We start from the raw sequence: 20,285 nt of genomic DNA, 5'->3' as shown, positions 1-20,285 counted from the left end.
TCCTGTTCCTCAGCGCATAAGCTTTTCGTAGATGGCGCCTATCGCCCGCGCTTCGCCTTCGATAGCGAACCTCTCCGAGGTCCGCGACAGGCCATTGGCACCAGCGACCGCCAATCTCGGCAGGTCATCCATGAAGGCGGTGGCGCCGTCGACCATCGCGTTCACATCGTCGGCTGGAATGACGACGCCCGTTTCCTCGACGCCGCCGGCAATCAGTTCCGAGAAAGCGCCGACGTCGGTAGCCACCACGGGGACGCCGCTTGCCATGGCCTCCAATGGTGTCAGACCGAAGCCCTCCCAGCGTTGCGGCGCGATGAACAGGTCGAGCGCCCGGTACCAATCGGGGATGTTGGTGTGCTCGCCGACAAAGAGGATGCGATCTGCAAGGCCCGCCTTGGCGACCTGTTGCTTCAGTTCCGCCTCGAAGGCGAGATGCTGTCCTGTCGCGCGCCCCGCAACGACCGCGCACCAATCGGGCCGGCTGGGCAGGAGCGCAATCATGCTGTCTACGAAAAGATCCGTGCCCTTTTGACGGCGAACGCGTCCGAAACAGCCGGCAATCTTCTTAGTTGGATCCAGCCCGAGTGCACGTTTTGCTTCCGCTTTGTCGGTCGCCGGGCGAAAGCGTTTGGTGTCTATGCCGTGCAGAATCACGGTGTTCGGCACTTGCAGATAGGCGGCCGTCTTGCCGCTCGTCGCAATCACCGCGTCCATCCTGCCGATGAGGAACTTGCTCCATCCCGTATGCCGCCGTTGCGAGGCGGAAGTGAAGACGATCCTGATTTTCATGCGCAGCAGATCGCGCAGGATGATCGCCGGTAGCATTTCAACGTTGCGGCGCGCGTGCCAGACGCGGCAAGGCCGGCCCGCCGGTGTCTTCCACAGGTGGATCAAATCCCGAAACCGGATGGACGGCAATGTCGCCGGAAGTCCAGGGCCAAGGACCGCAATCTTCTGGCCGAGCGCGCGCTGGACCGGAACGAGCTGAATGATCGTCGAAGTGACGCCGGAGAGGCGTTGTTTGAAATTGGGCGCTATGACCTCAATGTCCCGGATATCGGCCACGTGAGCGCTCTCCTCGCGCATGCGACAATCATATTTGCAAAGGGAAGGGGACGGAAGGAACCTCACGTCCCTTAAGCGGGATGAGCGCACCCCGCTTTGGTAACATCGGGTCACGTTTGGGTTGTCTCAACCCGAACTTGTCGTGACGTCGGAGCCGGTCAGCCCCAGTGGATGGCGAGGATTTCGTAGGCCTTGGAACCGCCCGGCGCGTTGACCTCGATCGAGTCGCCGACTTCCTTGCCGATCAGGGCGCGAGCAATAGGGGAGGAAATCGAAATGCGACCCGCTTTGACATCGGCTTCCTGATCACCGACGATCTGGTAGGTCTTCTCCTCGTCGGTGTCCTCGTCGACGAGCTTCACCTTGGCGCCGAACTTGATCTTCGACCCGGACATCTTCGAAAGATCGATAACCTCGGCGCGCGCGATCAAATCCTCGAGCTCGGTGATCCGCCCCTCGTTGTGGCTCTGCGCTTCCTTAGCAGCATGATATTCAGCGTTTTCCGACAAGTCGCCATGGGCGCGGGCCTCGGCGATCGCTTCGATGATTCGCGGGCGTTCTCCCTGCTGGCGCCAGCGCAGCTCCTCCTGCAGATTGGCGAATCCACCCTGTGTCATCGGCACTTTGTCGACCATTTCATCATCCTTCATCAAACACGCAGCGCCACCTTTCGGCGGCGCCAACGCAAAAGAAAACGGTCTCCGGCGCGTAAGCGTCGGAACCGTCCGAAACATCCGAACCGCACTTATAGCAGAAAGCCAATTGCCATTGCCAGATTTTTCAATCGGCTAAGGGTCGCCGGTCGGCGACGCCAGCAACCGACGTACGAGAGGCGGCAGGCGCGAGGAAGCCGTCCAACCGATGATCCGCCTCGTCATCGCCGGCACGGGTTTCCTACAGCGCCGCGCGCCTTATCAGACGCGCAAAGCGCTGTAGCCCTTTGAATTGCTGCATATTTTTTTGTCCCTGAATCGGGTACGATTTCAGGAAACATGCAGGAGCGGCTGCGGGCCTAGTTGAAATAGCTCTGCAGCGGACGGACCTCGAGGTTTCCTGCCTTCAGGGCCTTGATCGCAAGCGCCGCCGCTTCGGCACCGGCCATCGTGGTGTAATACGGCACCTTCTGCATCAGTGTCGCACGACGCAGCGATTTCGAGTCGGAGATCGCCTTGTTGCCGTCCGTCGTATTGATGACGAGCTGGACCTGTCGGTTGCGGATCGCATCCTCGACATGCGGCCGACCTTCGAGCACCTTGTTGATCTTGGTGGCGGCAATGCCTTGCTCGCCGAGGAAGCGGGCTGTACCACCGGTCGCCATCACCTTGAAGCCGATTTCCGCGAGGATGCGGATTGCCGGCAGCACGCGCGCCTTATCCTCGTCGCGAACGGACACGAAAACTGTTCCGTCACGCGGCAGATCGACGCCCGCCCCGAGCTGCGACTTGGCGAAGGCAAGTGCGTAGTCCGTGTCGAGGCCGATCACTTCGCCGGTCGAGCGCATTTCCGGCCCGAGCAGCGTGTCGACGCCGGGGAACCGGGCGAATGGGAAGACTGCTTCCTTGACCGCTATGTGCTTCAGATTGCGCGGATCCGGTTTCGGGCCGTAAGCGGCAATCGCCGTCTCCAGCGCTTCGCCCGCCATCACACGCGCGGCGATCTTCGCAATCGGCGCACCGATGGTTTTCGCCACGAAGGGGACCGTGCGCGACGCCCGCGGGTTCACCTCGAGCACGTAGATCGTGCCGTCCTTGATGGCGAACTGCACGTTCATCAGGCCGCCAACGTTGAGCGCCTTGGCGAGTGCTGTCGTCTGGCGCTCAAGCTCGTCGACAAGCTCTTTGTCGAGCGTGTGAACCGGCAGCGAGCAGGCGGAGTCACCGGAATGGATGCCGGCTTCCTCGATGTGCTCCATGATGCCCGAGACGAAAACGTCCTTGCCGTCACACAGGCAGTCGACGTCCACTTCAGTCGCATTCGTCAGGTAGCTGTCGAAAAGCAGCGGGTTCTTGCCGAGCAGCGTGTTGATCTGACCGGTCTTGTCGTTGGGATAACGCTGCTTGATGTCCTCCGGCACCAGCCCCGGAACGGTGTCCAGCAGGTAGGTCTGCAGCATGCTTTCCGAGTGGATGATCTGCATCGCGCGGCCGCCGAGAACATAGGACGGACGCACGACCAGCGGAAAGCCGATCTCCGCGGCGACGAGGCGGGCCTGCTCCACCGAATAGGCGATGCCGTTGTTCGGCTGGTTAAGATCGAGCTTCATCAAGAGCTTCTGGAAGCGATCGCGGTCCTCGGCGAGGTCGATTGCGTCGGGAGCCGTGCCGAGGATCGGAATGCCGTTCTTTTCCAGCGCTTCGGCAAGCTTCAGCGGCGTCTGGCCGCCAAACTGCACGATGACGCCATGCAGCGTGCCGTTTTCCTGTTCGGCCCGCATGATCTCGATTACATCTTCCGCCGTCAGCGGCTCGAAATACAGCCGGTCGGACGTATCGTAGTCTGTCGAAACCGTCTCCGGATTGCAGTTGACCATGATCGCTTCATAGCCCGCGTCCTTCAGCGCGAAAGCCGCGTGGCAGCAGCAGTAGTCGAACTCGATGCCCTGGCCAATCCGGTTCGGCCCACCGCCGAGGATGACGACCTTCTTGCGATCGGAAACCTGAGCTTCCGAGCGCGCGGCGCCGACGAAGGGCGTTTCATAGGTCGAATACATGTATGCGGTCGGCGAGGCGAACTCGGCCGCGCAGGTGTCGATGCGCTTGTAGACCGGGCGGACGTTGAGCGCATTGCGCCGTTCGGCCACTTCCTTCGGACGCTTGCCGGTGAGCGTCGCAAGGCGGGCGTCCGAGAAGCCCATGGCTTTCAGCATGCGCAGATTTTCCGCATCCTCCGGCAAGCCGTGCTCGCGAATGCGTGCCTCCATGTCGACGATCGCCTTGAACTGGGCGATGAACCACGGATCGATCTTGCAGGCCTCGTGCACTTCCGCCTCGCTCATGCCGAGACGGAGCGCCTGGGCGACCATGCGCAGGCGGTCCGGCGTCGGCGTGCCGATCGCCGCGCGGATGGCATTGCGGCCGTCGCCATTCTCGTCGAAGTCCGGGATGTCAATCTCGTCAAGGCCGGTCAATCCCGTTTCGAGACCGCGCAGCGCCTTCTGCAGCGATTCGGCGAAGGTGCGACCGATCGCCATGACCTCGCCGACCGACTTCATCGCAGTCGTCAGCGTCGGTTCGGCACCGGGGAACTTTTCGAAGGCGAAACGCGGGATCTTGGTGACGACATAGTCGATCGACGGCTCGAAGGACGCCGGCGTCGCGCCACCGGTGATATCGTTCTCCAGCTCGTCGAGCGTGTAGCCCACGGCGAGCTTTGCCGCGATCTTGGCAATCGGGAAGCCGGTTGCCTTGGATGCGAGCGCCGAGGAGCGCGACACACGCGGGTTCATCTCGATGACGACCAGGCGGCCGTTCTCCGGGTTGACGGCAAACTGCACGTTCGATCCGCCGGTCTCGACGCCGATCTCGCGCAGCACCGCGATCGAGGCGTTGCGCATGATCTGGTATTCCTTGTCGGTCAGGGTCAGGGCCGGCGCGACCGTGATAGAGTCACCCGTGTGGACGCCCATCGGGTCGATGTTCTCGATCGAGCAGATGATGATGCAGTTATCCGCCTTATCGCGGACGACCTCCATCTCATATTCCTTCCAGCCGAGGACCGACTCCTCGATCAGCACTTCCGTCGTCGGCGACGCATCGAGACCGCTGCCGACGATCTCGAAGAACTCGGAACGGTTGTAGGCGATGCCGCCGCCGGTGCCGCCGAGCGTGAAGGAGGGGCGGATGATCGCGGGCAGGCCGACGTCGTCGAGCGCCTGCGCAGCAATCGCCATGGCGTGATTGAGGTAGCGCTGCTTGCGGTCGCCTTCGCCGAGATTCCACTGGTTTTCCAGCTCGTCGAGCGCCTTGTCGAGTTCGGCGCCGGTCAGCCGAGCTTTCAGCTCCGCCCGTTCCGCCTCATGCGCCTTGCGATCCAGATCCTTGATGTCGGTCGCGTTCGCAAGCCGCGATTTTGGTGTTTCGAGACCGATCTTCGCCATGGCCTCGCGGAAGAGGGCACGATCCTCGGCCTTGTCGATCGCCTCCGGCTTGGCGCCGATCATCTCGACATTGTAGCGGTCGAGCACGCCCATCCGGCGCAGAGAGAGCGCAGTGTTGAGCGCCGTCTGGCCGCCCATGGTCGGCAGCAGCGCGTCGGGACGTTCCTTGGCGATGATCTTGGCGACGACTTCGGGCGTAATCGGCTCGACGTAGGTCGCATCCGCCAGCCCCGGGTCGGTCATGATCGTGGCAGGGTTGGAGTTGACCAGGATGACGCGGTAGCCTTCCTCTTTCAGCGCCTTGCAGGCCTGCGTGCCGGAGTAGTCGAATTCGCATGCCTGACCGATGACGATCGGCCCCGCGCCGATGATGAGGATCGATTTGATATCTTGGCGCTTCGGCATGGCTCTCATCCGTTTCTAGCTGCGCGAAAAACCGGCCAGGGTGGGAGGTCACCGGCCGGGCGCGCATTTATGGTCTTTTCAGGCTAGAAGCGGCTTATAGGCAAATGTTTCTGCAAACGAAACCCCGAAAATTTCGGAATCGACAATAAAGCAAGGATATTTGCGGCGCTCACTCCACACCCATGGAATGGCCGCAGGAAGACGGAAAAGTTCGAAGAATTCCGGGTAGGGTAGGACGGTCGCCGAGCCAAAGAAGAACGGCCGGATGAAACGGCAAGGCGGCGATAGCGTTTTACAAGGATTGCCGCTCGGGCATATAAATCATTCAATGCATTAAGCCGATGCGACGCCTGGAGGACTGATCATGGAATGGAAGGGCCGCCGCCAATCCGGAAACATTGAAGATCAGCGCGGGGCGAGCCCCGGAGACGGAGGCAACCCGTTCGGCCGTGGCGGTGGCTTCCGCCTGCCGGGCGGGGGAGGCGGCATGCGCCGCGCCGGTGGGGGATTAAGCTTCGGCACCATTATCTTTCTCGTCATTCTCTACTTCGTGCTGCGGGCCATGGGCATCGACATGCTCCAGGTCCTCGAGGGCGGCGGACCCGGGAGCATGCCTGGCTTTGAGCAGAGCGACGGCTCACAGGTGCCCCAGGGCTCGGCCGAAGAGGAAGAGATGAAAGCCTTCATGGCGACGGTACTCGCTGAAACGGAAGACACCTGGAACGGCATCTTCCAGGCCAGCGGCGAGCAGTATGAGGAACCGAAGCTTGTGTTGTTCAATGGTTCCGTCCGTTCGGCCTGCGGCTTTGCCTCCGCCGCCTCGGGCCCGTTTTATTGCCCCGGCGACCGCAAGGTCTATCTCGACATGAGCTTCTTCGACGAACTCGCTCAAAAATTCGATGCCGCCGGTGACTTCGCCCAGGCCTATGTGCTTGCCCATGAGGTTGGCCATCACGTGCAGAACCTGATCGGTGTCTTGCCGAAATTCAACCAGATGCGGCAGCGCATGAGCGAGGTCGACGCAAACCAGATGTCGATCCGCGTCGAGCTGCAGGCCGATTGTTTCGCCGGAATCTGGGGCAAATATACGGAGCAGAAGGGGCTCTTGGAACGCGGCGATCTGGAGGAGGCGCTGAATGCCGCCACGCAGATCGGCGACGATACGCTGCAAAAGCGCATGCAAGGCTATGTCGTCCCGGAGAGCTTCAACCACGGCACCTCGGAGCAGCGGATGAAATGGTTCCAGCGCGGCTTCGACAGCGGCCAGATGTCGGCCTGCGACACCTTCTCCGGTTCCGTCTGATCGGATCGTCCGGACCGGGCGCTTGAGCCCGATCCGGTCAGCCGTGCCGTTCGCTGTCCATGTGCGCGAGTTGCGCTTCCGGATAGCGGCCACCGGCGGCGGCGTCCTTCGGAACGGCACGCTCGATCGCCGTCAGGTCGTCCGCATCGAGTCGAACAGCCAGCGAAGCAAGCGCTTCGGCAAGCCGATCGCGGCGGCGTGCACCCACAAGCGGCACGATATCGGCACCTTGCGCGGCGACCCAGGCGATCGCGATCTGCGCGACGGTAACGCCTTTCGCGTCTGCGACGCGTCGGAGCGCCTCGACGAGAGCCAGGTTCTGCTCGACATTGCCTTCCCGGAAGCGCGGGCTCATGGCGCGGAAATCGCCGCCCTTGGCCGCACCTTTCTGCCAGTGGCCGCTGATCAGGCCGCGCGAAAGAACGCCATAGGCGGTGATGCCGATACCGAGCTCGCGGCATGTCGGCAGGATTTCGTCTTCGATCCCGCGGGAGATCAGCGAGTACTCGATCTGAAGATCGACGATCGGATGGACCACGGCTGCGCGCCGGATCGTCTCGGCGCCGACCTCGGAGAGGCCGATGTGGCGAACATAACCAGCCTTCACCATATCGGCGATCGCGCCAACGGTATCCTCGATCGGGACATCGGGATCGAGGCGCGCCGGTCTGTAGATGTCGATATAGTCGACGCCCAGGCGCTGCAGCGTATAGGCAAGGAAGTTGCGCACGGCCTTCGGCCGGCCGTCGTAACCGGCCCACGCACCGGCGGCATCGCGCAATGCACCGAACTTGACGCTCAACTGCACCTGATCGCGATCGCGTCCCTTGAGCGCCTCTCCGATCAACATCTCATTGTGACCCATCCCGTAGAAATCACCGGTGTCGAGCAAGGTGATGCCCGCATCGAGCGCGGCATGAATCGTGGCTATGCTTTCAGCGCGGTCTGATGGGCCGTACATGCCAGACATGCCCATGCAGCCAAGCCCGATCACGGAAACTTCCGGGCCGTATTTTCCAAGCGAAACCCTTTGCATCTCACGTCTCCTTCGATGAGGCCCTTGTCCGGCCGTTTCGTTCGCCACCGTATTTACTTCAGGTGGCAGTGTGCGATAATCCTCTGCAAGCCAAACAGCTTGTCCATAATTCCGCACAATGAACGACCTCCCGCTCGCAGATCTTGATGTCTTTGCCGCCGTTGCCCGTGAACGCAGTTTCCGTACTGCTGCCCGCAAACGCGGCGTTTCGGCCTCTGCGCTCAGCGAGGCGCTGCGGCGACTGGAGGCACGGCTGGGCGTGAGACTGCTCAATCGCACGACCCGCAGCGTCACGCCGACGGAGGCAGGAACGCGGTTGCTCGAACGCCTGTCGCCGGCGCTTGGGGAGATCGCCGGAGCGCTCGATCAGGTGGGCAGCCTCCGCGACAGCCCCGCGGGCACGTTGAGGCTGAATGTGCCGACAATCGTCGCCCGTGAAATCCTGCCGCCGCTTGCCGGTCGGTTCCTCAAGGCCAATCCGGCAGTTACGCTGGAGGTGACAGCAGAGGATGGCTTCATCGATGTTCTCGCTGCAGGATTCGACGCCGGCGTGCGCTACGAAGAGCGACTTGAGCGAGACATGATCGCCATCCCGATCGGCCCGCGCGTACAGCGTTACATCACCGCCGCTGCGCCGGATTATCTTGCCCGACATGGCATACCGCAACATCCGCGCGACCTTCTCGAACATACCGCCATCCGCCACCGTTTCCAGAGCGGCGTTGCCTTGACGTGGGAGTTTGGAGAAGGTGAGGCCGCTCTGACAATCGCACCGCCCGCGGTCATCCTTGCCAACGTGATCGATCTCGAGGTCAGAGCAGCGATCGACGGTCTCGGAGTGATTCGAACATTCGAGGAATTTCTGGCGCCGGAGATCAAAGCGGGGCGGCTTGTGCCAATTCTCGAAGCGTGGGTAACCAGTTTCCCGGGACCGTTCCTGTACTATGCCAGCCGTCGTCATATGCCGGCCCCGCTCAGGGCCTTCGTCGACTTCCTGAAGGCGGAACAACGACGTTCGGAACAGTAAGCCCCCGAGCAGGAAGCATCAGCGGACGCGATTGTTTCGATCATAAACTTTGAAATGTTCACGCATTGTTTCGATTTTAACAATGCGATACACCTTATTTGGTGACGTCGTTCACGTTCTGTCTCCACACTGACGATGCACAGCGGGGAGGGGCTTCATGCTCGACAAGAAATTCGTGCGGCGCGGACTGATTCTCGTCTTTCTCATCCTCTTTCTCGACATCATGGGCATCGCCATCATCGTGCCGGTGCTGCCGACCTTTCTCAAGGAACTGACCGGCGCAGACGTTGGCGAGGCCGCTATCGACGGCGGATGGCTGCTGCTCGTCTATTCGGCGATGCAGTTTCTCTTTGCGCCGCTGATCGGCAACCTGAGCGATCGCTTCGGGCGTCGGCCGATCCTGCTTGCCTCCGTTCTCACCTTCGCGATCGACAACCTGATCTGTGCGCTTGCAACGAGCTATTGGATGCTTTTCACCGGGCGTGTCCTTGCCGGAATCAGCGGGGCAAGCTTCGGAACGGCGTCCGCCTACATTGCCGACATCAGCGACGACAGCAATCGCGCGAAGAACTTCGGATTGATCGGCATCGCTTTCGGCACCGGCTTCGCGCTCGGCCCCGTCATCGGCGGCTTTCTCGGAGAGCTGGGCCCAAGGGTGCCGTTTTACGGCGCCGCCGCGCTGTCCTTCATCAACTTCATGGTCGGTCTGTTCTTCCTGCCCGAGACCCTGGATCGCGCCAACAAGCGGCGGTTCGAGTGGTGGCGCGCCAATCCGCTCGGCGCGCTCAAACAGATGCGCAACTATCCGGGCATTGGCTGGATTGGCCTCGTCTTCTTCCTCTACTGGCTGGCCCACGCGGTCTACCCGGCGGTCTGGTCGTTCATCTCATTCTATCGTTACGGCTGGAGCGAGGGGCAGATCGGGCTGTCGCTCGGGATCTTCGGTATCGGCGGAGCGTTTGTCATGGCCGTTGTCCTGCCACGTGTCGTGACGAGGTTCGGAGAACGGCGAACGGCTGCGCTCGGTCTCGTCTTTACCGCGCTCGGAATGGCCGGCTATGCCGCCGCCTGGCAAGGGTGGATGGTGTATGCCGTGATCGTCGCGACGGCACTTGAAAGCCTGGCCGACCCTCCGTTGCGCAGCATCGCATCTGCACACGTCCCGCCGTCGGCCCAAGGCGAATTGCAGGGAGCGCTCACCAGCATTTCGAGCATCACGACGATCATCGGGCCGCTGATCTTCACGCAGATCTTCGGACATTTCACCAGCCCGGCCGCTCACTTCTCGTTTTCCGGCGCACCCTACGCCCTGGCGAGCTGCCTCATTGTCGCGGGGCTTGCCGTTTTCCTGCTTCGCGTGCGACCTCTACCCGACAAAGCGTTTCAAGATAGCGTGCCGAAACCAACGACAGGCCTGATGCCGGGCGAGGCAACGCCTTCAAATTGATCAATTTTTTTGATCCTTCGATGAAAAATTGAGCAGCCAGGCCTTTCGCGCTGGCACTTTCATTGGCGCTGCTCTATCTCGGATGTTCTTCCACCGAGTTGATTTGCAGCCGATCTGCCGCGACAGAACGGGATATAGAAAAATGTGAGCGGTTTTCCGCCCGCATCCCGCTCTAACCTTTTGAAATTGATGACGTTTGTGATTTTGGATGCGTCCAAGGCCATGAACGTGATCTGGAGCCAGGTTCCCATGCTGACCACGAACACGAGCCGAATGCAGCTGCAGAACGACAATTCGTGGAGCAACCACTTTCGTGCAAGCTTCTATCTCGGCGTGCCCTTCATCGGTGCACAGCTGGCGCAACTCGCGATCAATACGACCGACGTGCTGATGGTCGGCAAGCTTGGAGCTACCGAGCTGGCGGCGATCATCCTTGCGACGCAGACGTTCTTCACCGTTTTCATTTTCGGCAGCGGATTCGCCAATGCCGTGGTACCCATGGCCGCGCAGGCGCAGGGCCGCGGCGACAAGGTTTCCGTCCGCCGCGCGGTGAGGATGGGCATATGGGTGGTCCTGCTCTACGGCGCACTCACAGCACCGCTCCTTTGGATGGCCGAGCCTATTCTTCTCTTTGCGGGCCAAAAGCCCGAGGTCGCGAAGCTCGCCGGGGGGTACCTGCATATCGCACAATGGGCGATATTTCCGAGCCTCGTGTTCATGGTGCTGAGGGCTTTCCTAAGCGGATTGGAGCGGGCAGGTATCATTCTCTACGTGACCCTTGCAACGCTCGTTCTCAATGCGCTGCTTTGCTACGTGCTGATCTACGGACATTTCGGCTTTCCGGCGCTTGGCATATTCGGCGCAGCCCTCGCGGCCCTCGGCGTCGCCTTGCTCGGTGCGGCCCTCACGATCGCCTATATCGGCAGCCGGCCGGAACTGAACCAGTACGAACTCTTCGTGCGCTTCTGGCGTCCGGACTGGCCGGCGTTCCGAGAGGTTGTCTATCTCGGCGTTCCGATCTCCATGACGATCCTTGCCGAAGTCAGCCTGTTTACGGCCGCGTCGCTGCTCATGGGCAATATCGGCACGATGGAGTTGGCTGCGCACGGGATCGCGCTTCAATTCGCCTCGATCGCCTTCATGATCCCTCTCGGTCTCGCGCAGGCTGGAACAGTGCGTGTCGGTCTTGCCTACGGAAGCGGCGATATATTGGGCGTCAGACGGGCCGCCATCGCCGTCCTCGTTCTCGGCTGTCTCTTTGCCGCCGTCGGCAGCACGATCTTCGCGCTTTTCCCCCGCCAGCTTGCAGCCCTTTATCTTGATACGAGCCGGCCCGATGCGGCGGAAGTGCTCGCCTTTGCCGGTCCGTTGATCGTCATCGCCGGGGCTTTCCAGCTTGTCGATGGTCTCCAGGCCATCGCCGCCGGCATGCTGCGCGGCCTCAAGGACACGACGGTACCGATGATCCTGGCGATGATCTCCTACTGGCCGATCGGCTTTTTCTGCGCCTGGGTGTTCGCCTTTCCGCTGAACTTCGGCGGCGTCGGCGTCTGGTTCGGCTTTGTGCTCGGATTGGCCGCGGCGGCCCTGTCGCTCAATTGGCGTTTTTTCCGCCTGCTTCGCTCGATCCAAGCAAAGGCCTTTTGAACCAAGGTCTCGTGGGAAGACCTAAACCAGCCGGCGCGCCCTACATACACCGTGCTTACGGAGTAAAAAGAAAAGCCGGACGGGCAGGGGAGGCCGTCCGGCTTACAAGAGCGACCTCAGCAGGGGAAGATATGAGGCCGCTTATTTCGAAACTTCCGGCAAGAAGTTCCTGGAGGCATTCACAGATTAAACCAGCGGTCTTGCTCGTTGCGGACACGCGCCTCGTTGCGAAGCGCATGGATTGCGGCAACGGACATCGTGAAAAACATGGTCATCGAAAACAGAGCAAGTGCCATGGCCGTAATCCTTTCAGTTCCTAAAACGGCATGTCTCCAAAAAAGGTTCCGTTCATTCTCGCCTCACGGTACAACTTCCGGTGTGAAACCATCTTGAACACTGTATTCATCTAGCATTCATTCTTTCCCGCGTGCTGTTTCCGAGGGAACAGGCGAGACGCGGCTCGCCCTGCCCTTGCGGTCGGCCGCCGTCCATGACAAAAGGCTTCACCAAACGGAAACAGGTGCGATGACCACGGCTTTCTATCCCGGCTCCTTCGATCCGATGACGAACGGGCATCTCGATGTGCTTGTGCAAGCACTGAACGTCGCGGAGAAGGTCATCGTGGCGATCGGTATTCATCCGGGAAAGACGCCGCTCTTTTCCTTCGAAGAGCGCGCCGACCTCATCCGCCGCTCGCTGAGCGAGTTTCTGCCCGAAAGGGCAGGCGATATCGCCGTTGTTTCGTTCGATAATCTTGTGGTCGACGCGGCCCGCCATCACGGCGCGACTCTGCTCGTGCGGGGCCTTCGCGACGGTACGGACCTCGATTACGAGATGCAGATGGCGGGCATGAACCGGCAGATGGCTCCGGACATCCAGACACTGTTTTTACCGGCGGGTACCGCATCGCGGCCCATTACGGCCACATTGGTCCGCCAGATCGCGGCGATGGGCGGCGACGTAAGCGCGTTCGTGCCCCGTGCGGTCCATCAGGCGCTGCAGGCGAAGCGTAAGGCCTGAACGCGCGGACAGCTCACACCACTCAGGGAGAAACCATGAAAATCCTCCAATTCGCTTTCGCAGGGGCCTTGGCGCTCGCCACCCTGACGGGGACGGCTTTCGCGCAGTCGAGCGACAATGTGATCACGATCCAGCTGAAGGACGGCCCGGTCGTTGTCGAGCTGCGCCCGGACATCGCGCCGAAGCACGTTCAGCAGATCAAGGATCTCGCTGCTGCAGGCGAATACGACAATGTTGCCTTTCATCGCGTGATCAAGGGCTTCATGGCCCAGACCGGCGACGTGCAATATGGAGACATAAAGGACGGCTATCAGGCCGAACTCGCTGGAACGGGCGGCTCCTCCAAGCCCGACCTGCCGGCGGAATTCTCCGACGTGCCCTTCGAGCGTGGTACAGTGGGTATGGCGCGCTCGCAGGATCCGAACAGCGCCAACTCGCAGTTCTTTATCATGTTCGCGCCTGGCGACTTCCTCAACGGCCAATATACGGTCGTCGGCAAGGTCGTCGAAGGCATGGAAAATGTCGACAAGATCAAGCTCGGGGATGACGCCAACAACGGCGCCGTCGCCGATCCAGACCGGATGATCAGCGTCAAGGTCGGCAAGTAAAGTCAAACAGAAGGAGAAGAACCATGGCCGAGATCAAGGATCCGGAAAACACGATTATCATGGAGACCACGAAGGGCAAGGTCGTGATCGAGCTTCTGCCGGACGTCGCTCCGGGTCACGTCGCTCGCATCAAGGAACTGACGCGCGAGGGTGCCTATGATGGGGTCGTGTTTCATCGCGTGATCGAGGACTTCATGGCGCAGACCGGCGACGTGCAGTACGGAAAGACCGGCAGCGAACAATTCAATCCAGGCCGCGCCGGCATGGGTGGCTCCTCCAAGCCCGACCTGAAGGCTGAGTTTTCCGACAAGAGCCACGTGCGTGGCACGTGCTCGATGGCCCGCAGCCAGATGCCGAACTCGGCAAACTCCCAGTTCTTCATCTGCTTCACCGATGCACCTTGGCTCAACAAGCAGTACTCGATCTGGGGCCAGGTGATCGAAGGCATGGATAACATCGACAAGATCAAGCGCGGCGAGCCGGTGCGTGATCCCGATACGATCGTGTCGATGCGGGTTGCCGCCGACGCCTGATTTGCGCTAATGCACAGACCCGCCCCTGTCGCGTCAAAGACGCCGGGGCGGGTTTGCTTTTGTCTGACACCATCGATGCGCGTAGACCTGTTCGACTTCGACCTGCCGGAAACTTCCATTGCGCTGCGGCCCGCAAATCCGCGCGACAGCGCCCGCATGCTTGTCGTACGGCCAGACGGCGAGCCTGTCCTGAGCGATCACGGCGTTCTCGACCTGCCGTCCTTCCTGCGGCCCGGGGACGCACTGGTCTTCAACGACACCAAGGTGATACCGGCGCAGCTCGAAGGCCTTCGCAGGCGTAGCGAAGAAGTTGTCACACAGGTCTCGCTGACGTTGCATATGCGCGTCGCCCAGGACCGTTGGAAGGCTTTCGCACGACCGGCGCGCCGGCTGAAGCCCGGTGACCGGATCTCGTTTGGCCATAGCGGAAACAGTTGCCTGCTCGGCACGCTCGACGCCACGGTCGAGGAAAAGGCCGACGCCGGCGAGGTTACGCTTCGCTTCGACCTTTCCGGACCGGCGCTCGACGAAGCGATCATGGCCGTGGGCCATATCCCGCTGCCTCCCTATATCGCATCCAAACGTCCGGACGACGCGCGGGACCGAACTGATTATCAGACCGTCTATGCGCGGGAAGAGGGGGCCGTCGCGGCTCCAACCGCAGGGCTGCATTTCACCGAACGCCTTTTCTCAAGGCTCGACGAGGTCGGCATCGAGCGCCATTTCGTAACGCTGCACGTGGGTGCGGGGACCTTTCTGCCGGTCAAGACGGATGACACCGACGATCACTTGATGCACGAGGAAATCGGCCATGTGAGCGCGGCGACCGCAAACAGCCTGAATGCAGTGCGGGCGAGGGGCGGGCGCATCGTCTGCGTCGGCACGACGTCGCTCCGACTGATCGAAAGCGCGGCCACGAAAGAAGGCGAAATCCGGCCCTGGTCGGGGGCGACCGGCATCTTCATCACGCCCGGCTACCGCTTCCGTGCAGTCGATATGCTGATGACCAATTTCCATCTGCCGAAATCGACGCTCTTCATGCTTGTTTCGGCCTTCGCCGGGCTCGACACGATGCGCGCCGCCTATGCGCACGCAATCGCCGCCGGCTACCGCTTCTATTCCTATGGCGATTCCAGCCTGCTTTTCCGGAAAGACTAGATGACCGAGACGTTCCAATTCAAGCTGCTAGCAACCGACGGCAAGGCGCGCCGCGGCGAGGTTTCGATGCCGCGCGGGACGATCCGCACGCCTGCATTCATGCCGGTCGGAACTGTCGGTACGGTCAAGGCCATGTATCTCGACCAGGTGCGCGAACTCGGCGCCGACATCATCCTCGGCAACACCTATCACTTGATGCTGCGTCCCGGCGCCGAACGTGTTGCGCGGCTCGGCGGACTGCACAACTTCATTCGCTGGGACCGGCCGATCCTGACGGACAGCGGCGGCTTCCAGGTTATGTCGCTCTCCAGCCTACGCAAGCTCAACGAGCAGGGCGTGACCTTCAAGAGCCATGTGGACGGCGCGCTCTACCACATGTCGCCTGAACGTTCGATCGAGATCCAGGGGCTGCTCGACAGCGATATCCAGATGCAGCTCGACGAGTGCGTTGCGCTGCCTGCCGAACCCAACGAAATCGAGCGGGCGATGGAAATGTCGCTGCGCTGGGCGGAACGCTGCAAGGCGGCGTTCGGGGACCAGCCAGGCAAGGCCATGTTCGGTATCGTGCAGGGCGGGGACATCCCGAAACTGCGCGAGCGCTCGGCCCTTGCTCTAAGAGATCTTGATCTCAAGGGCTACGCCGTCGGCGGCCTGGCCGTTGGTGAACCGCAGGAAGTCATGCTCGACATGCTCGACGTCACATGCCCGGCACTGCCTGCCGAAAAGCCGCGCTACCTGATGGGCGTCGGCACGCCGGACGACATCCTGAAATCCGTCGCGCACGGCATCGACATGTTCGACTGCGTCATGCCGACCCGTTCCGGTCGCCATGGCCTGGCCTTCACCCGCTACGGCCGCATCAATCTCCGAAACGCACGCCACGCCGAAGATACGCGGCCGCTCGACGAGCAATCGACCTGTCCGGCAACGCGCGACTATTCGCGCGCCTACCTGCATCATCTGATCCGCTCGAATGAATCGCTCGGCGGCATGCTGCTCAGCTGGAACAACCTGGCCTATTACCAGGAACTGATGGCAGGCATCCGCAAGGCGATCGAGGAGGGGCGTTACGCCGATTTCATGGCGGAAACCCAGGAAAACTGGAAGCGCGGTGACTTGCCGCCCGTCTGATCTCTTTCCGGCCTCAGAGCTGAGGGCCCGACGCAGTCTGCAGCATCATCACGCCATTGATCTTGTAACTGCCATCCGGCTGGTGGATGAGATCGTAGATCGCTGTCCAGTCCTTGCCGTCCGACCCCGAAATCAGGACCTCCTGAAACACCTCTTCGCCGACTATCTTCGATCGGCCGAAGGCGAAGTTACCCGGGCGGTAGAGGTGCTGATAGCTGCGCTTGACCATGTCGAAAAAGATGATCTTGTCCGGGAATTTTGTCCTGATAGCCGGCGAGGCGAAAGAATAGGCCGTGTCCGCATCGTCATCCAGGAAAGCCTTGATCTGAGCGCGGATTACGGATTGCGCCGTATCGACAGGTTCATCACCGAGAGCGGCACCCGCTGCAATCGATAGCGTCAGACAAAGCGCAACAAACACGATCCTGACCATCGCAGGCCTCCATCCGCTTCTTTGTCATCAAGGATAGGCGTAACACGGACGTCGGTAAGTGCCCCGCCGCCACGAGATCAATACATCTCATTATTCTCATATACGAATATTAGTTTTATTTCAATAACTTGTTGTAAAAAACTAACCTACATCCTCAGATATCATAACTTCGTGATACTGCGAATGCGCATGAATATAGGTTGGGTCGTGCAACCCAGATTCCAGCGATGATCATCTTCGACAAGATTAACCCGGTATAGCTCTTGGATGTATCGTGTTGGTAATTGAGACGAGACAGCACCTAATAAGGGGACCTCGCGTGAGGTAGCGGCCGAGACACGGACCGCCAGTTTATCGGAGATCTGCGCGATGCCTGGCTCCACAACAAGCCGCGATGGTTTGTGGAACGCAATAACGCCGTTGATCGTCAATGGCAGCGTACTACAGCAGCCGGATCAGGTTTGAGCAGATCGGCGCCGATCGAGATAGATCGGCAGATCGATGACTATCGCGCCGCCGACCGATCTAGCCAACGGAGACCTTGCGTTCCATGAACTGATGCAACGTCGGCGATGGGAAGGTGAAACTGACAAATCGACATCCAAGATTCTTCAGGGCGAAGCCATCATTTTGTAGGCAAGTCGATTCGTCCTTGAACCCACCCGGCTACATACAATGTCACAGCTATTTAAAGCTTAGACAAAGTAGTCAACTTAGAAACGCGACATCATCCTAATCATTATTACTGTGTTTGCAAGTTTCTATATTTACAAAGTACGAAGACGCGAGCCGCCGGCCGGGTGGAGCTGGTCAGGGTTGCGCAGCCCGGTCGGCGGCGGATGGCTCCAGCTGCAAGATAAACTTCAGCTTTGACACCCATCACTCCGCCGCTTTCAGCTGCGCAAGGGCTTGCTGCCGCTTTGCGATGACCACGGGATCGTTGGTGAAATCCGTCTTCCTGCCAGGCTTGGTGCCGCGTTGGCTGCCGTCGCGAATGCCGAACATATGGTCCGTCTGGCCGGTGCGGCGCGGCCCGCCCTTGCTGCGCTGTTGCTCTCGTCCGGCCTGCATCTCGGCGACCAGCGCCAGCACGTCATCGAGGCGCTTGTTCTCAACCACCTCGGAGCGGTGCACCGAGCGCAGCGTGTCGAAGGTTCTATAGGGCAGGGACGTCCCTTCGTGGGTGATCTCGAGGCGGCCGTCGGGATAATCGCAGACAATGAGCTTCTGGCCGGCCAGCGCCGTGGCGAGGTCGGTTGGATCGAGGAGGAACATCACCTTGTCATAGCGCAGCGTCAGCGAATTCGACAGCTTCCGAACCTCCTTGCGGCACATCGCACCATCGAGATTCTCATGATCGGCAAACGGCCGATGCATGTCCTTCGGATTACGCGGCTCCTTGCCAAAGCGACGATTGAAGTCGGCGATGAACTCCGGCGCATAGGCATTGGCCGCCGCGATCGTGTCGATGCCGCGCAGCCGCAGTTCCTTGACCAGGCGATCCTGCAGCGTCTGGTTGGCGCGCTCGACGCGCCCCTTGGCCTGCGGGGTGTTGGCGCAGATGATGTCGATGTTGAGCTCGTAAAGCGCTCGCCCGAACTGCGTCAGGCCGCTGGTTCTGTCCTGCTTGGAAGCATGGGTGGTGCGGAAGATGCCATGCTTGTCGCTGTAGAAGGCGGTCGGCTTGCCCTATTGCTGCAAGTAGGCCTTCGTCGCGTGCAGATAGTCGAAGGTGTTCTCTGACGTCGCAAAGCGTAAGTGCAACAGCTTGCCGGTGGCATCGTCGATATAGACCAGCAGGGCGCATTTGGGACCGCGGCTCTCGAACCACCAATGCAGCGAGCCATCGATCTGGACGAGTTCGCCGAAGCAATCGCGCCGGCCGCGCGGCTGGAAGACCCGCTTCTTGCGTTCGCGGCGTGACGTCCAGATGCCGGCTTCGATCATCCACTGACGCAGCGTCTCCTTGCTGACGGCAATCCGGTGGCGTTCGATGAGCTTCTCGGCGGCCAGCGTCGGTCCGAAATCCACGTAATGCTCACGCACCAGGTCGAGCACCAGATTGCGGAAGTCCTCGCTGTGGCGCCGGTTGCTCGGCCGGCCGCGCTTCTTCGAGACGAGACCGTCGGCGCCGGCTTGGTCATAGGCCTGCAACAGCCGATGGACCTGGCTGCGGCTAAGACGAAGCAACGCGGCCGCCTCGACGACGCTCAGGCTGCCACCGCGAATCCGCTGGATCAGTTCAAGACGATGCAATTCCTTCTGCGACATGGTGATCAAACAAGACATGACGACTCCGAACGCTCATGGTCTCAACCCACGCTTCACGCCGCCAGTCTTCCTTCCAAACATTGACGTTTGACCAGCATCCCGAGAGGCGACGACTGTCGCATCTCTAACCGGCTCATATGTCGCATCTCTAAAATGCCACTACATCAGAAGATCGCATAAGATAGATTATGGAACTTGCCTGCATGGCTCCCATTCGCCTGATTAGCGCGAAATCAATGGCTTGGAGCCGCATTCTAAGGTCTGATGTTATGCTTCTTCGGCGGACGGCATGGCGATCTCGAACTCGATACGCATCATGTCGTAAGCCGGCTCGACGTGATCCGGCGTCTCGTTCTGCACCGTTTCATAGTCCAACGGCACGTGCATGTGCGTGAGCACGGCACGCTTCGGCCGAAGCCTCGCGATCCAGCCGAGCGACTGCACCAAGGACAAATGGCTCGGATGGAACTTGTATTGCAGCGTATCGAGGACAATCAGATCGAGATCGAGCAACTTTCCGACGGTCTCCGGCGGAAAATCGCTGACGTCGCTGCAATAGGCAAAGTCACCAACTCGAAAACCGAGCGAATGGGTATTGCCGTGAAATTGCATCAACGGCGTGAACGAAATCGACCCGCCGTCACCGTGAACGGTGACTGGCGACAGATCTTCGGTGAAAAGATGCGGCTCGACGATTGGCGGATAGCCGCTTCCTGGCGGCGATTCCACGCAATAACGAAATCTTTCGCGGATTGCACTCATCGTGGATGCATCCGCCCAGATCGGCACGCGTCTGCGATTTTCGATCACGAAGCCACGTAGATCATCAATTCCGTGCAGATGATCGGCGTGAGCGTGCGTGTAAAGCACGGCGTCGATGTGGCGAACATCGGCGGCAACCATCTGAGCGCGGAAATCCGGGCCGGTGTCGATAGCGACGGTCGTCTTACCGCCGTCTGGCGCGAACTGCTCGACGAGCAGCGCCGCTCGCATACGGCGGTTCAACGGATTTGACGGATCGCAGGCCCCCCAATCGCCGGTAATACGCGGTACCCCAGGCGAGGACCCGCATCCGAGAATGGTGAAAACCCGCCGAAACGCCACG

The 20,285-nt window shown here is 60.6% G+C and carries 15 protein-coding genes and 1 pseudogene; 9 read left to right on the top strand and 7 right to left on the bottom strand.

Annotated elements, in window-relative coordinates:
* Positions 1-9 precede the first annotated feature (9 nt).
* The 3 genes from FKV68_RS09785 to carB all read right to left on the bottom strand — a co-directional run bounded on the left by FKV68_RS09785 (position 10) and on the right by carB (position 5,566).
* Positions 10-1,065, bottom strand: a complete 1,056-nt coding sequence (locus tag FKV68_RS09785; protein ID WP_180941284.1) for a glycosyltransferase family 4 protein — start codon at positions 1,063-1,065, stop codon at positions 10-12.
* 158 nt (positions 1,066-1,223) lie between these two features.
* Entirely contained in the window at positions 1,224-1,700 is a 477-nt protein-coding gene (gene greA, locus FKV68_RS09780; RefSeq protein ID WP_180941283.1) for a transcription elongation factor GreA, read from the bottom strand.
* A gap of 377 nt (positions 1,701-2,077) precedes the next feature.
* Positions 2,078-5,566 (bottom strand): carbamoyl-phosphate synthase large subunit, encoded by a 3,489-nt coding sequence (gene carB / locus FKV68_RS09775; RefSeq protein WP_180941282.1) that lies wholly within the window; start codon positions 5,564-5,566, stop codon positions 2,078-2,080.
* A 364-nt stretch (positions 5,567-5,930) separates the two neighbouring features.
* On the opposite strand from carB, the gene ypfJ reads away from it, so the two are divergent.
* Positions 5,931-6,869, top strand: a complete 939-nt coding sequence (gene ypfJ, locus FKV68_RS09770; protein WP_180941281.1) for a KPN_02809 family neutral zinc metallopeptidase — start codon at positions 5,931-5,933, stop codon at positions 6,867-6,869.
* 37 nt (positions 6,870-6,906) lie between these two features.
* On the opposite strand, the gene FKV68_RS09765 is transcribed toward ypfJ, so the two are convergent.
* On the bottom strand, positions 6,907-7,905 hold the full coding sequence (locus FKV68_RS09765; RefSeq protein WP_180941280.1) for an aldo/keto reductase: 999 nt from the start codon (positions 7,903-7,905) through the stop codon (positions 6,907-6,909).
* 118 nt (positions 7,906-8,023) lie between these two features.
* Between FKV68_RS09765 and FKV68_RS09760 the strand changes: the two genes are divergently transcribed.
* The 8 genes from FKV68_RS09760 (at position 8,024) to tgt (ending at position 16,476) form a co-directional block, all read left to right on the top strand.
* Positions 8,024-8,932, top strand: a complete 909-nt coding sequence (locus FKV68_RS09760) for a LysR family transcriptional regulator (RefSeq protein ID WP_180941279.1) — start codon at positions 8,024-8,026, stop codon at positions 8,930-8,932.
* A gap of 157 nt (positions 8,933-9,089) precedes the next feature.
* Positions 9,090-10,379: a TCR/Tet family MFS transporter gene (locus FKV68_RS09755; RefSeq protein ID WP_180941278.1), complete on the top strand. Its 1,290-nt coding sequence runs from the start codon at positions 9,090-9,092 to the stop codon at positions 10,377-10,379.
* A gap of 249 nt (positions 10,380-10,628) precedes the next feature.
* Positions 10,629-12,026: an MATE family efflux transporter gene (locus tag FKV68_RS09750; RefSeq protein ID WP_180941277.1), complete on the top strand. Its 1,398-nt coding sequence runs from the start codon at positions 10,629-10,631 to the stop codon at positions 12,024-12,026.
* Positions 12,027-12,551: 525 nt separating this feature from the next.
* Positions 12,552-13,046: a pantetheine-phosphate adenylyltransferase gene (gene coaD / locus FKV68_RS09745; RefSeq protein ID WP_180941276.1), complete on the top strand. Its 495-nt coding sequence runs from the start codon at positions 12,552-12,554 to the stop codon at positions 13,044-13,046.
* A 35-nt stretch (positions 13,047-13,081) separates the two neighbouring features.
* Positions 13,082-13,654, top strand: coding sequence for a peptidylprolyl isomerase (locus tag FKV68_RS09740; RefSeq protein ID WP_180941275.1), 573 nt, complete (start codon positions 13,082-13,084; stop codon positions 13,652-13,654).
* Between the two features lie 23 nt (positions 13,655-13,677).
* Positions 13,678-14,187: a peptidylprolyl isomerase gene (locus FKV68_RS09735; RefSeq protein ID WP_180941274.1), complete on the top strand. Its 510-nt coding sequence runs from the start codon at positions 13,678-13,680 to the stop codon at positions 14,185-14,187.
* 75 nt (positions 14,188-14,262) lie between these two features.
* Positions 14,263-15,345: a tRNA preQ1(34) S-adenosylmethionine ribosyltransferase-isomerase QueA gene (queA, locus tag FKV68_RS09730; RefSeq protein WP_180941273.1), complete on the top strand. Its 1,083-nt coding sequence runs from the start codon at positions 14,263-14,265 to the stop codon at positions 15,343-15,345.
* The gene (gene tgt, locus FKV68_RS09725; RefSeq protein WP_180941272.1) at positions 15,346-16,476 is read left to right on the top strand and encodes a tRNA guanosine(34) transglycosylase Tgt; all 1,131 of its coding nucleotides are present in this window, start codon (positions 15,346-15,348) and stop codon (positions 16,474-16,476) included.
* A gap of 13 nt (positions 16,477-16,489) precedes the next feature.
* Here tgt and FKV68_RS09720 read toward each other — a convergent pair whose 3' ends face one another.
* The 3 genes and pseudogenes from FKV68_RS09720 to FKV68_RS09710 form a co-directional block, all read right to left on the bottom strand.
* Positions 16,490-16,909, bottom strand: a complete 420-nt coding sequence (locus tag FKV68_RS09720; protein ID WP_180941271.1) for a DUF4864 domain-containing protein — start codon at positions 16,907-16,909, stop codon at positions 16,490-16,492.
* 879 nt (positions 16,910-17,788) lie between these two features.
* Positions 17,789-19,198: pseudogene (locus FKV68_RS09715) on the bottom strand (ISNCY family transposase).
* Between the two features lie 249 nt (positions 19,199-19,447).
* Complete coding sequence (locus tag FKV68_RS09710) at positions 19,448-20,284, bottom strand: MBL fold metallo-hydrolase (protein WP_180941270.1); 837 nt, start codon at positions 20,282-20,284, stop codon at positions 19,448-19,450.
* Between the last annotated feature and the right edge of the window lies 1 nt (position 20,285).

Origin of the sequence: Sinorhizobium mexicanum (assembly GCF_013488225.1) — a bacterium.
Classification (GTDB): Bacteria; Pseudomonadota; Alphaproteobacteria; order Rhizobiales; family Rhizobiaceae; genus Sinorhizobium; species Sinorhizobium mexicanum.
The sequence above is the reverse complement of the archived record's forward strand: the minus strand, read 5'-3'. Positions and strand labels throughout refer to the sequence as shown.

What these genes read in the sequence shown, in the direction of transcription:
- FKV68_RS09750 (WP_180941277.1), top strand. Translation starts at nt 10,629, where the DNA reads ATGCTGACCACGAACACGAGCCGAATGCAGCTGCAGAACGACAATTCG.
- FKV68_RS09720 (WP_180941271.1), bottom strand. Translation starts at nt 16,909, where the DNA reads ATGGTCAGGATCGTGTTTGTTGCGCTTTGTCTGACGCTATCGATTGCA.
- coaD (WP_180941276.1), top strand. Translation starts at nt 12,552, where the DNA reads ATGACCACGGCTTTCTATCCCGGCTCCTTCGATCCGATGACGAACGGG.
- queA (WP_180941273.1), top strand. Translation starts at nt 14,263, where the DNA reads ATGCGCGTAGACCTGTTCGACTTCGACCTGCCGGAAACTTCCATTGCG.
- tgt (WP_180941272.1), top strand. Translation starts at nt 15,346, where the DNA reads ATGACCGAGACGTTCCAATTCAAGCTGCTAGCAACCGACGGCAAGGCG.
- ypfJ (WP_180941281.1), top strand. Translation starts at nt 5,931, where the DNA reads ATGGAATGGAAGGGCCGCCGCCAATCCGGAAACATTGAAGATCAGCGC.
- FKV68_RS09765 (WP_180941280.1), bottom strand. Translation starts at nt 7,905, where the DNA reads ATGCAAAGGGTTTCGCTTGGAAAATACGGCCCGGAAGTTTCCGTGATC.
- FKV68_RS09735 (WP_180941274.1), top strand. Translation starts at nt 13,678, where the DNA reads ATGGCCGAGATCAAGGATCCGGAAAACACGATTATCATGGAGACCACG.
- FKV68_RS09740 (WP_180941275.1), top strand. Translation starts at nt 13,082, where the DNA reads ATGAAAATCCTCCAATTCGCTTTCGCAGGGGCCTTGGCGCTCGCCACC.
- carB (WP_180941282.1), bottom strand. Translation starts at nt 5,566, where the DNA reads ATGCCGAAGCGCCAAGATATCAAATCGATCCTCATCATCGGCGCGGGG.
- FKV68_RS09755 (WP_180941278.1), top strand. Translation starts at nt 9,090, where the DNA reads ATGCTCGACAAGAAATTCGTGCGGCGCGGACTGATTCTCGTCTTTCTC.
- FKV68_RS09760 (WP_180941279.1), top strand. Translation starts at nt 8,024, where the DNA reads ATGAACGACCTCCCGCTCGCAGATCTTGATGTCTTTGCCGCCGTTGCC.
- greA (WP_180941283.1), bottom strand. Translation starts at nt 1,700, where the DNA reads ATGGTCGACAAAGTGCCGATGACACAGGGTGGATTCGCCAATCTGCAG.